Raw genomic sequence first — 14,571 nt, 5'->3', positions numbered from 1 at the left:
TTCGTTACGTAACCCTTCGAGTCGGCTTTTCTATGATTGAGCGAAACGGCTCATCGCATTAATACTTTAACTTTGCGGTTCTTTAGTCAATTTCCACATGGATCATAAACACCTGGATAAGGTGAGTGCCGCCGGGCTTTTGATTGCCCTCGGCATCATTTACGGAGATATTGGTACCTCTCCCTTGTATGTAATGCAAGCGATTATGGGTGATAAGCCCATTTCTGAACGTCTGGTTTTAGGAGCCGTCTCCTGCGTGCTCTGGACGCTTACCTTACTGACCACCGTCAAATACGTAGTGCTTATTTTACGGGCCGATAACCGAGGTGAAGGCGGTGTTTTTGCCTTGTACACGCTGGTTCGGAAGCACGCCCGCTGGTTAACCATTCCCGCAATTATTGGCGGAGCGGCTCTGTTAGCTGATGGTATCATTACTCCACCCATGTCCGTAGCTTCGGCGGTGGAAGGATTGGAAATGCGGTATCCTCATCTGGATCATTACATTATCTACATCATTCTGGCCATTATCACGGTTCTGTTCCTGATTCAGGCCCTGGGCACGCAATTGGTAGGCCGCTCGTTCGGACCAATGATGTTCATCTGGTTCAGCATGCTGGCCTTTTTCGGTATTATCTGGATTGCACAAGACTGGACGATTCTCCGGGCCGTCAATCCCTATTATGCCTACGACATGCTGGCTCATGAGCCTTCTGGTTTCTGGTTATTAGGTTCGGTTTTCCTTTGTTCGACCGGGGCGGAAGCTTTGTACTCGGACATGGGTCACTGTGGCCGTGGAAACATTCGGGTCTCCTGGGTGTTCGTAAAGGCCTGCCTCATGTTACAATACTTCGGCCAGGGAGCCTGGTTAATGGCTCATAACGGCGAATTTCTTCGCGGGCGGAAACCCATTTACGAAATGATGCCCGACTGGTTTTTATTACCGGGTATTACCATCGCCACAATGGCGGCAATTATTGCCAGTCAGGCCTTGATTACGGGTTCATTTACGCTGATTTCTGAAGCCATCCGGTTGAACTTCTGGCCTAAAGTAAAGTTGCGTTACCCTTCCAATGAAAAAGGTCAGTTATACGTCCCTAGTGTCAACTGGTTACTTTGGGCGGGTTGTATGGCCGTCGTTTTATACTTCCGTGAGTCCACCAATATGGAAGCGGCCTATGGTCTGGCCATTACCCTGACCATGTTAATGACTACCATGCTGATGGCGTACTACCTCTATACGCATCGGTTCATGTTCTACGGAGTTATTCTCTTTTTGGTCGTTTACCTAACTATCGAGTCTTCGTTCCTGGTTGCGAACCTGCTGAAGTTTACGCACGGCGGCTGGGTATCTCTGCTGATCGGTTCGACCATTGCGATAGTCATGATTATCTGGCTGCGAGCCTTTAATATCAAAGCCCGTCTGACCGAATACGTCAAACTTTCCGATTATATCGACCCATTGAAAGAACTGAGTCGGGATATGTCGATTCCTAAGTATGCTACCCACCTGATTTTCATGTCTAATGCGTCACGGGTGAGTGAAATTGAATCGAAAGTGATTTACTCTATCTTCCAAAAACGACCCAAACGGGCGGATATTTACTGGTTTGTGCACGTTGATACCGTAGATGATCCGTATACGATGGAGTATAAGGTAAACGTAATTGCTCCCGACGATGTCATTAAAGTGACTTTCCGACTGGGCTTCCGGGTCGAACAACGGATTAACCTCTACTTCCGCCGCGTGATTCAGGATATGGTAAAAAATAAGGAAGTGGATATTACCAGCCGTTACGAGTCGTTAAGTAAACAAAACGTCATTGGTGATTTCCGTTTCGTTGTGTTGGAGAAATTCCTGTCGTTCGAAAACGATCTTCCCTTCTGGGAACGCATGACCATGCAGGCTTACTTCTACATCAAAACGTTTACAACTTCCGAAGACCGCTGGTTTGGTCTGGATAGTTCGGCAGTTAAGATTGAAAAAGTACCGCTTATTATCCGCCCCGCCCAAACATTTAATTTAAAAAGAGTTACGGATTAGAAACCATCCCTATACTAAATTTTATGGGAAGAATAGGTCATCAGAAGGTGACATTCTTCCCATAAAATTTAGCTGATTTATTACTACTTATGAAAATCTTAATTACCGGAGGAGCCGGTTTTGTGGGTTCCTCTCTGGCCCTCAACCTTAAGAAGAATTATCCTTCTTACGAAATTTATGCCCTTGACAACCTGAAAAGAAGAGGCTCCGAACTGAACATTAACCGTCTGAAATCAGCGGGTATTGAGTTTGTTCACGGCGACATTCGCTCCAAAGAAGATTTCGACGTTATTCCTGCCGTGGATGCAGTTATTGAAGCTTCCGCCGAGCCTTCGGTTTTAGCGGGTCTGAATGGTTCTCCCGATTACCTGATCAATACCAACCTTGTTGGAACGATTAACTGTCTGAACTTCGCCTTAAAGCACAAAGCCACTTTTGTTTTTCTGTCCACCAGCCGGATTTACCCGATTAAACCGCTGGAAAAACTGACTTATCAGGAAGAAGAAACCCGCTTTGCCTTAACCGAAGAACAGCCTTTGCCCGGAGCCAATGCCAAAGGGATTAGTGAGTATTTCCCCCTTGATGGAGCCCGTTCCTTGTACGGAGCAACCAAACTGGCTTCGGAATTGATGATTCACGAATACAACGAATTTTACGGCTTGAAAACCGTTATTAACCGTTGCGGCGTGCTGACGGGTCCCTGGCAAATGGGTAAGGCCGATCAGGGCGTTATGGTGCTTTGGGTTGCTAAACACTTTTACGAACAACAACTGGCGTATATTGGCTTTAATGGGACGGGTAAGCAAACCCGCGATATGCTCCACGTAGCCGATTTATACCGTTTGGTAGACTGGCAGTTACACCATATTGATCAGGTTAATGGCGAGATTTTGAACGTAGGAGGCGGCGTTGAAGTCAGTACTTCGCTCGTGGAATTAACTAAAATTTGTCAGGAAGTTACGGGTAAAACCATTCCGATTAAACCCATTACTGAAGGTCGTACGGCAGATATTCCATTATACATTACTGATAATACCAAAGTAACAGAAATGACGGGCTGGAAACCCGAAATTTCCATCCGCCAAATCGTGGAAGAAGTGCACGAGTGGCTAGAAGAAAACGCAGAACAACTGAGTTACGTATTAAAATAAAACAACAGGCCGTTTCTAAAAACGGTTAGTAATACGCCGGAGAATTGAGAAACTTTGAATGGAAAAAGCTTTTTTTCTGTTCATCTATTCTCAATTCTCCTTCTTTATTTTCTAGGCATGAAAAAACTATTATTCGGACTTTTATTGATTACGGTGGGCTGTCAGAATAGTCCCAAACAGTCCAGCTCCAAACCCCAGACTTACTTTGATCTGAAAGGCTACGTTGAGTCTCAGATTGCCATGCTAAAAAAGACAAATCCGGTGGTTCGTAAAGAGGTTAGTGTGAATGAAGAATCAGAAACATTGGTAACCCCTAAAATCGACTGGACGAAAGAACTAGAACTTTTTCTTCAGGCGGATATTAACAAACCCGCTTATACTCAGAGCTATTTCATAGATACTTTATCGGCTAATACCGTTTCTTACCGACTTCGTCAGGGTGAGCATTTACCGATTCAGTTTCTGGAAGTTATCCGGGACGAACAGAACCGTCCTAGTAAGATAAAAGCAACCATGCTGGAGAAAAATTATCTGTTTGAATCCGAAAAAATACTCACGCTGGAGAGCACGGATGGACGCCTGAGCTCTTATCAAATAGAGGGTTTTCAACAACTATTTATTGGAGATCCCAAGCCCTTCCGAATCACTACTCTTGTACAATAATATCAAATTCATGTGCTAGATTATCAGCATATATTTGTAACATTGACGACTCGTATCGTATAACATATGGTATCCAAGTCCGAAAAAGCCAGCCCATTAGCAGAAGCCTTAACCCAGTTATATCCTCTTTCGGATCTAACGAAAGAAGCGTTATTGCAGGTTCTTAGGCCCTGTATCTACTCTAAAGGTTCGTTGATTTTAACACCCGGACAACGGAGTGAATATTTTTATTTTATTGAAAAGGGCTTAATGCGAGGGTATTATCTGGAAGAAGGTAAAGAAGTAACGGCCTGGATCGTAGCGGAAGGAGGGGTTGGAATGGCCACGGAAAGTTTTTACCGTCAAACCCCCTCCGATCTATATCTGGAAGTACTGGAAGAAAGCATTGTATACCGCCTGCATTACCAGGATTTTTTAGAGCTTCGTTTGAATTATCCTGATTACGTTCATTTCATTCTTCGCTTTACGGAAGAATATCTCATTTATAATAATATTCGTTTACAACTGCTTTGTACGCGTTCGCCCGTCGAAAGATATAAGCTCTTCGATTCCAAATACGCCAACCTTCGGGGAAGACTCCCTCAGAGTGTTCTGGCCAGTTATCTCAACATGAGTTATTTCCAGATCAGCCGTATCCGTACCCAATTAAGCAAGGTCTAAAAATAGCTGTACATACATTTGTTGCGAAAACGCAACTCCTTTTTTGCGTTTTCGCAAATTTCCTTCCGTTCTAATCCTCTTATTTTGTAGCATTAAAAGAAGCAAATGTGCTGCTTACTTTAAAGACTTCTACGTTCAACCCTCCACCTTTCCTGATTTCGCTTTTAGGGCGGCTGTATTCACCAACCCACTTTATTGTTAACCTCATTCAGTGGCTACGATCTTTTGACCGTAGCCACTCTTGTTTTAGTTTGACTCCAATTCGCGTTTTAGCCCTAGAGAACTCATTTCCTTGGCTGAAAGTCAATATTTTATAACAAGTTTGCGGTACAAGCGTTTTTCGTTTACATTTCTAAACCTCTTACTGTTGCCCTGCCTCGTATTTGCATGAGAGTATATGTTACCCTGGGTTTATTACTTCTTACGTTTTTTACCAGGGCTCAGTCTGGACGCGTCACTATTAGCGGTTATGTTCGCGAAAGCGGCTCGGGCGAATCCTTGCCCGGTGTTACCGTATCCGTTCCGGCTGTTCAGAAAGGAACCACCACTAATACATACGGCTTCTACTCCTTAACCTTACCCCTGAGTGATACCCTGGAAGTCATTGTCTCCAGCATTGGATTTCAAAGTCAGTCCCGAAAACTGGCCCTGACGAGGAATCTCGAAATGAACTGGCAACTTCTGGTCAGTAATGCCGAATTGAAGGAAGTGGTGGTCTCCGGAAATTATCAGACTCGCGAATCGCAGAAAGTGCAGATGTCAGCCATTTCCGTACCTATCGAGCAAATGAAAGATGTTCCGGCTCTACTGGGAGAAAAAGACATGCTGAAAGTCTTACAACTGTTACCGGGCGTCCAAAAAGGCTCCGAAGGGAATTCGGGACTTTATATTCGCGGCGGCGGGGCCCGATCAGAATCTCTTAATTCTCGACGAAGCTCCGGTTTATAATGCCTTTCACTTGTTTGGTTTCTTTTCCATTTTCAACGGTGATGCCTTAAAATCCGTTGAACTGATCAAAGGCGGATTTCCGGCCCGTTACGGAGGGAGATTATCTTCCGTTATTGAAATGCAAATGAAGGAAGGCCATAAGGAAGAATTCCACGGCGAGGGGGGCATCGGTCTGATTTCCAGTAGACTTGTTTTGCAGGGACCCATTCAAAAAAATAAATCTTCCTTCATCATCTCTGGTCGTCGAACCTACGTTGACATTTTATTAAAACCCTTATTACCGGCGGAAAACCAGGGAAGCTATTACTTCTATGATCTGAATGCGAAACTGAACTACGACTTTGGACGAAAGGACAAAGTATACCTGAGTGGTTACTTAGGACAGGACCGATTTTCATTCCGGTCTCAAATCAGGAATAACCAGCAGGGCGGCGGGCTTGACTGGGGTAATAAAACGGCCAGCCTTCGCTGGAATCATTTATTCAGCAATCGCTTATTCGCTAATACTACTCTGCTTTTCAGTCATTATGCCTTTCAGGTGAATGCTCAGAGTTCGCAAACTTTTAATAACCTTACGAGTCAGTTTAATTTACAAAATTCATCGACCATTCGGGACTTTACCTTTAAAACAGATTTCGATTGGTCGCCCATTCCTCAGCATAGTATTAAGACGGGTTTAGCGGTAACGTCTCACCGGTTTCTGCCCAATACCATCACACTGGAGAATTCCATTATTTCTCAGAATGTATCCCAAATTCAGCCGCTGGATAGCTATGAAGGAGGCATTTACCTGGAAGATACCTATCACCCTTTCTCAGCTCTTCGGATTAATGTGGGTCTTCGCATGAGTTACTTCGCTACCGAGGGACGAACCTACAGCCGCCCGGAGCCTCGGCTGGCTTTGTCTTACACTTTTCCTCGTCACTGGGCATTGAAAGCTTCCTACGCAACGATGAATCAGTACATCCATCTGCTTTCTAACTCCAGCGTAGGCTTGCCAACGGACTTATGGGTGCCGACCACCCGAAACGTGGCTCCTCAACAATCGCAGCAGATTGCCTTGGGCGTTGCTAAAGATTACTCCCAGTTTTCAGTTACGATAGAAGGTTTTTATAAGAAGATGGATAACATTCTCTCCTATAAAGAAGGCTCCAGCTTTCTGGCTAGCACGGGCCTGGAATCACTCACGGAAGCTTCTGATTCACGTTCCTGGGAAGAACAGATTACGGCTGGGCAAGGCTGGAGTTACGGCAGCGAATTTTTCGGCCAGAAAAAAACGGGTCGCCTGACTGGCTGGGTGGGGTATACGCTCTCCTGGATTCAGAATCAGTTTGCGGAACTCAATGGCGGCAAAAAATTCTGGGCTCGTTATGACCGTCGTCATGACATCTCAGTGGTGGGAATTTATCACCTGAAACCAACCATTACCCTCTCGTCTACGTGGGTATACGGTACGGGGCAGGCAATTTCACTACCTCAGAGCACGTTTGAAATCAGTGGACCCACGCAGCCAGGATTTGTGCCTTCGTTTCCTACCCGCATTTCTGATTACGGCCAGCGAAACAGTTTTCGTGCGGCTCCTTATCATCGCCTGGACGTAGGCATTCAGTTTCACAAAAAGAAAAAACGTTTCAGCCATACCTGGGAAGTAAGCCTCTACAATGCGTATAGTCGTAAAAATCCGTTTTTCTATTACATCGATGATTCCCAAAGCACGCCAACCCGTAACAACCGGGTGCTGACGCAGGTTTCGTTATTTCCTATTATTCCCAGCGTGTCGTATAGTTTCAAGTTTTGAGCCATGAAGACATTACTACCTCTACTACTGCTGTCATGCTTCGTGGGCTTATGGGCCTGCCAGGAGCCTGTTGATTCTATTCCGATTCCTTATACCCCCAAAATGGTAGTGGAGTCTTACCTTAACCCCACCGAGGCAACTATCCGGGTTTCGCTACGTACGAACGAACCCATGGTGGGCTCTTCTGACGCCAGTATCATTACCGATGCAACGGTTACCATTAGCGACGGCCAGCAAACGGTTACTTTACCTTTTCACGGAGATGACTACTGGATTGGAACGCTCACTAACGCCAAAATACGTCTGCGAGCCGGTACTACTTATACCCTTAAAGCTTCCGCTCCGGGTTACGAATCTATTGAAGCCACTTGCACCATTCCTACCCGGGCGTCTAACTTACGCTGGCGAATCGATGGCATTGAGTACATTCAGGATAACCGGGGCTATCGGGTTTATAATAACTATTTGTTAGTGTGGGGTGGAAACATTCCAACCGAGCGGCAATATTTTGCATTGGGACGGCAGTGGGCCTACGCCGATACCCTTCAAACCACCAGCGGACAGGATTCAGTCTTTAACGGAATTCAGACCGTCTGGGATCATTTTGAAACGGATGATGTCATTCGTAACAACCAGCTTTATGCTCGAACTTTTATGGGACGAATTTCCGGGCGGGATTCTACCATACGAAATCCGAGAAGTACGGATTTATTACTGATGCAATTTGACGTAAATGCCTATAACTTCCTGAAAGCTTCGCAGCTTCAAAAGCAAAATGGAAATAATCCCTTTGCGGAGCCTTCGCTGGTACCTTCCAACATCAGGAATGGATTAGGGGTGTTTGGAGCCGTATACCAACGAAGGCAAACGGTACCTTAATGGCCCTCGTCCTAGCATAAATTGACAGTTATTAGCTACTAGGTATAGCCTTGGAGATATGCTCTGAGGCTCTTTTGTGCCAACTTAATTTTAGGACTATATCTAGTAAACGAAAAAGCCGATTCTGTATTGAATCGGCTTTTCTATCGCAAGTGATCGTGAATCACGAATGATCTTAAGCTTCTACCTGAGCTAACATGTTCACAAACTGATCGAACAGGTAACGAGAATCGTGAGGACCAGGAGCGGCTTCGGGGTGATACTGTACCGAGAACGCAGGCTTATCCGTCCGGCGAATGCCTTCGATTGTCTTATCGTTCAGGTTTACGTGCGTGATCTCGACGTTAGGGTGATTTTTTACTTCCTCAGCATTAACCGCAAAACCGTGGTTCTGAGAAGTAATTTCACACAGACCCGTAATCAGGTTTTGAACAGGGTGGTTCAGACCACGGTGGCCGTGGTGCATTTTATACGTCGAAATACCGCTCGCTTCTGCCAGTAACTGGTGACCCAGGCAAATCCCAAACAGAGGCTTTCCGGTTTCTACCATCTCTTTCACGGTATCAACCGCATAGTCCATCGCCGCTGGATCGCCAGGGCCGTTGGAGATAAAGAAACCGTCTGGATTCCAGGCTAACACTTCTTCGATTGGTGTTTTAGCAGGGAATACTTTACTGTAACAATCACGGGTAGCGAAGTTATTAAGAATGCTTTTCTTCGTACCATAATCCATTACTGCCACGCGATATTTCGCGTCCTCATTCCCTACGAAATAAGGTTCTTTCGTACTTACCACTGAAGAAAGCTCCAGACCTTCCATCGAAGGCAGCTTTTTCAGCTCAACCATTAATTCTTCAGGATCAAGAATTTCCGAAGAAATAATGCAGTTCATCGCTCCACGTTCGCGGATGATACGTACTAACTGACGCGTATCCACGTCGCTAATTCCCACGATGCCAGCTTTTTCAAAATACTCCTGCAAAGACGAATCGGCGACGTTCCGGGAATGAATGGGCGAAAAGGAATTACAGATCATACCTGAAATTTTCACGCTATTCGACTCCTCTTCCGTATCCAGCAATACGCCGTAATTTCCGATATGTGCATTGGTATTGACAACCACCTGACCGAAATAGGATGGATCGGTATAGATCTCCTGATAGCCGGTCATGCCCGTGTTAAAGCAAATTTCGCCACCGTGTGTGCCAATTTTGCCTAATGCGGTACCCCGAAAAGTCGTGCCGTCTTCTAATAAAAGGAGGGCTTCCTTGGTTTGATTGCTCATGCCTGGTTCGTAAAGAAGCCCTTGCGAGCCGAAAAGACTAACAAGGGCATTATGTGCGATTAGTTATTTACTCCACAAATTGGACAAAGATACTTCTTCTAGCTGAAAAGCTTCAAAGCTAAGCTCCTTAAAAAATAAACTTTTGAGAAAAATAGTTCAGTTTAATTGGAATTAGACCCTAATTACAACTATTCAAATATGGAATTGAATAAAACCACTAAAGGTCATATAGCCAGAATAATATTTCATATATATACAATTGCAAAGAATGAACAATATGTATTTTTATGTTTAGCAGTTGATTAGTAGTATCAAATAGCAGATACTAGCGATTTATTCGATTTTCTGCTATACGCATTCCTGATAATGTGAGGGACAGAGAAGCTAAACTTTCTATACCCTATTGACTAAATTTCATTTTTATTTCTTTTATGAATAAGCAAATCCTCCTTAGTTTCGGTATGCTTGCCCTTACCATAGGCTTTTCTCAGGCTCAAGCCGACAAGCAGAAAGTTATTTCCAGTCTGCAGGACAAAACGGACTACTACGGGGCTATATCCAAAAAAATCTGGGATTACGCCGAAGTAGGTTACCAGGAAACGAAAAGCTCCGCTCTTTTGCAGGCGGAGTTAAAAAAGGCTGGGTTTAGCATTGAATCAGGCGTGGCGGGTATTCCGACGGCCTTCATTGCCACCTACGGAAGCGGAAAGCCTGTCATTAGCATTCTGGCTGAATACGACGCCTTACCCGGACTGGCTCAGGAAGCTACCCCCGAACGTAAGGTCATTGAGGGTCAGCGGGCGGGTCATGCCTGTGGTCACCATTTGTTCGGAACGGGTTCATCCGCAGCTGCCATTGCGGTAAAAGACTGGCTTAAACAATCCGGCAAAACTGGAACCATAAAACTCATCGGAACACCCGCAGAAGAAGGAGGTTCGGGTAAGGTATATCTGGTTCGGGATGGAATTTTCAATGATACCGACGTGGCATTGCACTGGCATCCGGGCGATGCGAATGCCGCTAATCCTTCTTCTTCACTAGCTAATATTTCGGGCAAATTCAGATTTAAAGGTATTGCCGCTCACGCCGCTGCGGCTCCCGAACGCGGTCGTTCCGCTCTAGATGGTGTAGAAGCCATGAATGACATGGTGAACATGATGCGGGAACACATTCCACAGGACACCCGAATTCATTACATCATTACCAAGGGCGGTGAAGCTCCCAACGTAGTGCCCGATTTTGCTGAAGTCTATTACTATGCCCGTCATAAGGACCGGAGTATCTTACAAAACGTTTGGAAACGCATTACTAAAGCTGCCGAAGGAGCCGCTCTGGGTACAGAAACACAAATGGAGCTGGAAGTAATTGGTGGGGTGTATAACCTGCTTTCCGTAGACGCTTTATCCAGCGTTATGCACAAAAATCTGGAAGCTGTTGGGGGCTTTACCTACACCCCTGCCGAACAGCAATTTGCCGATAAGATTTCAGAAACGTTCGGAGCTTCTTTTGGCTCCCTACCTAAACGCGGCACGGCTCAGCAAATCGCTCCTTACTCGGCAGCCAGTTTATTAGGGTCTGCCTCTACTGATGTCGGGGATGTCAGCTGGGTGGTACCAACCGTAGGGTTAACGACCGCTACCTGGGTTCCGGGAACGGCGGCTCATAGCTGGCAGGCGGTAGCCGCTGGTGGTACCAGCATTGGCGTGAAAGGAATGATGGTCGCAGCAAAAACCCTCGCATTAACCGCAATTGATCTCTATAATGATCCTTCTTTAGTGAAAAAAGCGAAAGAAGAATGGGAGGAATTACGGGGTAAAAACTTTAAATACGAAGCGTTACTGGGTGATCGCAAGCCCGCTTTGGATTACCGGAAGTAACATGATCAGTACCTATTTCATCCCTTAACTAATCAATTTTTGCATGAAAAAATACTTCTATCTCGCAGTTTTACTGCTAGGCAGTTGGGCTGCACAGGCTCAGAAAGACAATAGCCAGCAGTATCTTCTAAATCAGATTGACAAAAAGTATCAGGATTATTGCCAGGTGGCCCGACAAATCTGGGGTTTCGCTGAACTGGGTTATCAGGAATCGAAAAGCTCCGCTTTGCTTAAAGAAACATTACAGAAATCTGGATTTCAGATTCAATCCAATGCCGCAAATATTCCAACGGCTTTCGTAGCTTCATACGGTAGCGGCAAACCCATTATTGGCATTTTAGCTGAGTACGATGCCTTACCAGGTTTGTCCCAGGATTCCGTACCGGTTCAAAAACCATTAAAAGAAGGGGCATCGGGACACGGTTGCGGCCATAATTTATTCGGAACGGCTTCGGTAGCTGCGGCCATAGCCTTGAAAGATTGGATGATTCAAACCAAACAGGCTGGCACGATTCGCTTATACGGAACACCTGCCGAAGAAGGGGGTGGAGGAAAAGTGTTCATGGCCCGCAGTGGTCTTTTTGATGACGTAGACGCAGTTTTACACTGGCATCCAGGCACTAGTAATAATGCTTCGGCTACTACCTGTCTGGCGGTAAAATCAGGACTATTTCGTTTTTACGGAAAAACGGCTCACGCTGCCGCCGCTCCCGACCGGGGCCGTTCGGCTCTTGATGGCGTAGAAGCGATGAATTACATGGTGAACCTGATGCGGGAACACGTTCCCGAAAAATCACGGATTCATTATGTCATTACCAAAGGTGGTTTAGCCGCTAACGTTGTTCCCGATTATGCGGAAGTAGAGTACGTGGTTCGTCATCCTGATGTAGAGGAAACGGAAAAAATCTGGGATCGTGTGGTGGAAGCAGCCAAAGGGGCAGCCCAGGGAACCGGCACTCGAATGGAGGTAGAAGTACAATCAGGACTTTTCAATTTATTACCCAACGAAACCCTGTCCAAAGTAATGGATGCCAGTTTGCAGAAAGTCGGTGGTGTGATCTATACCCCTGCTGAAATGGAATTTGCCACCAAGCTGCGGGAATCTTTCGAGGGAAAAGTTGCCCCCCTTTCCGAAGCAGCCACGGTTCAACCCTTTAAAATGGGTTACTTTCCTGCCTCTACCGACGTAGGAGACGTTAGCTGGCTAGTACCAACAGCAGGGTTGTCAACGGCCACCTGGGTACCGGGAACGGCTGCTCATACCTGGCAGGCCACTGCTGCCGACGGAATGAGTATTGGCTTTAAAGGAATGAGTAATGCTGCTAAAATTATTGCCCTCTCAGGAGCTCAACTGTTTAGTAACCCTGCTATTATTAAACAGGCGAAAGAAGAACTAGCCAAACGCCGTGGGGCAGAATTTCAGTACAAACCTCTGATTGGTGATCGGCAACCACCTTTTGATTATCGCAAAGTTTTATAAAAAAAAGGTAGAGATCGCTCTCTACCTTTTTTCATTACTCAGAAATGAAGACTATTCTTCGTTTTTCTTTTCTTCTTCTGAAGCAGGAGCTTCAGGAGCTTGCTCTTCCGTAGCAGGAGCTTCTTCAGCAGCAGCTGCAACTGGGATTGTTTCTACTACTTCAGCAGAAGGCGTATCTTCAGTTGTTTTTTTAGCACCTGTACCACGACGGCTACGACGAGTCGTTTTCTTTTCTTCCACTTCTTTCGCACTGTAGATTTCGTTGAAATCAACCAGCTCGATCAAAGCTACTTCAGCGTTATCACCTAAACGGTTACCCAACTTGATGATACGCGTGTATCCACCGGGACGATCCGCTACTTTCTCAGCTACGGTACTGAACAATTCTTTAACGGCTTCTTTGCTTTGAAGATAGCTAAATACCGTACGACGGTTGTGTGTAGTATCTTCTTTAGCACGGTTGATCAGAGGCTCAGCATATTTACGAAGTTCTTTCGCTTTAGCTAAAGTAGTCTCGATACGTTTGTGAAGAATTAAAGAAATAGTCAGGTTAGCTAATAAAGAGCTACGATGTGAAGCCTGACGGCCTAAGTGGTTAAATTTTTTCCCGTGTCTCATGGGAGTCGTAAGTTGCGGTCAGGACACCAGTTTGCAGCGATCTACTGCCCCACCTATTACGAATTGATTGAAAAAACTATCGAGTGCTGCCCGTTCGATGTTTATAAAAATTGGTTAGAAATGGTTAGCCAACGCTAACATCCCTAACCAATTGCAAATCTACTATTCTTCTTCCAGACGGTACTTAGCCACGTCCATTCCGAAGTGAAGATTTTTATCTGCTACTAGTTGCTCCAACTCCGTAAGAGATTTCTTACCGAAGTTGCGGAACTTCATCATATCAGAGATTTCCAGTTTCACCAGATCACCTAAGGAACGAACGTCAGCTGATTTTAAACAGTTGTACGCACGAACCGAAAGATCCAGATCTTGCAGAGGAGTTTTGAGTAATTTCCGCATGTGCAGGAATTCCTCATCCACTACATTTTCTTCTTCTGGTTTAACCGTTTCGAAAGTCATCGTTTGATCGCTGAACAACATGAAGTGTTGAATCAGGATGTAAGCGGCACCTTTCAATGCGTCTTCGGGGTGGATCGAGCCATCAGTCATTACTTCAATGATCAGTTTCTCGTAATCCGTCCGTTGTTCAACGCGGAAGTTTTCGATGCTATATTTTACGTTTTTAATGGGCGTATAAATAGCATCAATAGCAATATGACCGAAAGATAATTCCGTTGTACGAGGCTCGTCCGCAGGAACGTATCCACGACCTTTTTCCAGGATCAATTCAATGTCTAATTCCTTAGACTCGTCGATATGGAGAAGTTCTAATTCGGGATTAAGAATGGTGAAGTAAGGAGTGAACTTCTGGATGTCTCCGGCAGTCAGAACCTTTTGGTTTTTCACCTTCACGTTAATCTTATTATCCAGTACTTCAGAGGCCGCTTTGAAACGAACCTGCTTCAGATTCAGAATAATATCAGTTACATCTTCCATTACACCTTCAATGGAAGAGAACTCATGCAGCACCCCTGAGAACTTTACGCTTGTGATGGCGTAACCTTCCAGAGAGGAGAGCAGGATCCGACGGAGGGCATTGCCAATCGTGACACCGTAGCCCTTTTCCAAAGGCTTAAACTCAAATACACCGTGAAAGTCGTTGGCTTTTTCCATTACGACTTTGTCGGGCATTTGGAACGCGAGTATTGACATACGGATTGGGTTTTTAGCG

12 protein-coding genes are annotated in these 14,571 nt (G+C 45.4%); 9 read left to right on the top strand and 3 right to left on the bottom strand.

Annotation, left to right across the window (positions count from 1 at the left end):
* Positions 1-97 precede the first annotated feature (97 nt).
* The 7 genes from QE357_RS03230 (at position 98) to QE357_RS03200 (ending at position 8,140) form a co-directional block, all read left to right on the top strand.
* Complete coding sequence (locus tag QE357_RS03230; RefSeq protein WP_106636768.1) at positions 98-2,041, top strand: KUP/HAK/KT family potassium transporter; 1,944 nt, start codon at positions 98-100, stop codon at positions 2,039-2,041.
* Positions 2,042-2,130: 89 nt separating this feature from the next.
* The gene (locus tag QE357_RS03225) at positions 2,131-3,192 is read left to right on the top strand and encodes an NAD-dependent epimerase/dehydratase family protein (protein WP_309705774.1); all 1,062 of its coding nucleotides are present in this window, start codon (positions 2,131-2,133) and stop codon (positions 3,190-3,192) included.
* Positions 3,193-3,309: 117 nt separating this feature from the next.
* Positions 3,310-3,855 (top strand): hypothetical protein, encoded by a 546-nt coding sequence (locus tag QE357_RS03220; protein WP_307141988.1) that lies wholly within the window; start codon positions 3,310-3,312, stop codon positions 3,853-3,855.
* 66 nt (positions 3,856-3,921) lie between these two features.
* The gene (locus tag QE357_RS03215; protein WP_307141987.1) at positions 3,922-4,515 is read left to right on the top strand and encodes a Crp/Fnr family transcriptional regulator; all 594 of its coding nucleotides are present in this window, start codon (positions 3,922-3,924) and stop codon (positions 4,513-4,515) included.
* 387 nt (positions 4,516-4,902) lie between these two features.
* Complete coding sequence (locus QE357_RS03210) at positions 4,903-5,463, top strand: carboxypeptidase-like regulatory domain-containing protein (RefSeq protein WP_309705769.1); 561 nt, start codon at positions 4,903-4,905, stop codon at positions 5,461-5,463.
* Between the two features lie 10 nt (positions 5,464-5,473).
* Positions 5,474-7,261, top strand: a complete 1,788-nt coding sequence (locus QE357_RS03205) for a TonB-dependent receptor (protein WP_309705767.1) — start codon at positions 5,474-5,476, stop codon at positions 7,259-7,261.
* Positions 7,262-7,264: 3 nt separating this feature from the next.
* Complete coding sequence (locus tag QE357_RS03200) at positions 7,265-8,140, top strand: DUF4249 domain-containing protein (RefSeq protein WP_309705765.1); 876 nt, start codon at positions 7,265-7,267, stop codon at positions 8,138-8,140.
* A gap of 175 nt (positions 8,141-8,315) precedes the next feature.
* Here the strand turns inward: QE357_RS03200 and carA are convergent, their stop codons facing one another.
* Positions 8,316-9,425, bottom strand: a complete 1,110-nt coding sequence (gene carA / locus QE357_RS03195) for a glutamine-hydrolyzing carbamoyl-phosphate synthase small subunit (protein ID WP_106636762.1) — start codon at positions 9,423-9,425, stop codon at positions 8,316-8,318.
* Between the two features lie 431 nt (positions 9,426-9,856).
* On the opposite strand from carA, the gene QE357_RS03190 reads away from it, so the two are divergent.
* The gene (locus QE357_RS03190) at positions 9,857-11,302 is read left to right on the top strand and encodes an amidohydrolase (protein WP_309705762.1); all 1,446 of its coding nucleotides are present in this window, start codon (positions 9,857-9,859) and stop codon (positions 11,300-11,302) included.
* Between the two features lie 43 nt (positions 11,303-11,345).
* Entirely contained in the window at positions 11,346-12,782 is a 1,437-nt protein-coding gene (locus QE357_RS03185; RefSeq protein ID WP_106636760.1) for an amidohydrolase, read from the top strand.
* 51 nt (positions 12,783-12,833) lie between these two features.
* Here the strand turns inward: QE357_RS03185 and rplQ are convergent, their stop codons facing one another.
* Together rplQ and QE357_RS03175 are read right to left on the bottom strand one after the other, a co-directional pair.
* Positions 12,834-13,400 (bottom strand): 50S ribosomal protein L17, encoded by a 567-nt coding sequence (gene rplQ / locus QE357_RS03180; RefSeq protein ID WP_106636759.1) that lies wholly within the window; start codon positions 13,398-13,400, stop codon positions 12,834-12,836.
* 162 nt (positions 13,401-13,562) lie between these two features.
* A complete protein-coding gene (locus QE357_RS03175; RefSeq protein ID WP_106636758.1) occupies positions 13,563-14,552 on the bottom strand; it encodes a DNA-directed RNA polymerase subunit alpha in 990 nt (329 codons plus the stop codon).
* Positions 14,553-14,571: the final 19 nt, after the last annotated feature.

This window comes from Siphonobacter sp. SORGH_AS_0500 (assembly GCF_031453245.1).
Classification (GTDB): Bacteria; Bacteroidota; Bacteroidia; order Cytophagales; family Spirosomataceae; genus Siphonobacter.
Note: the sequence above shows the minus strand (reverse complement) of the source record. Positions and strands in the feature narration are given on the sequence as shown.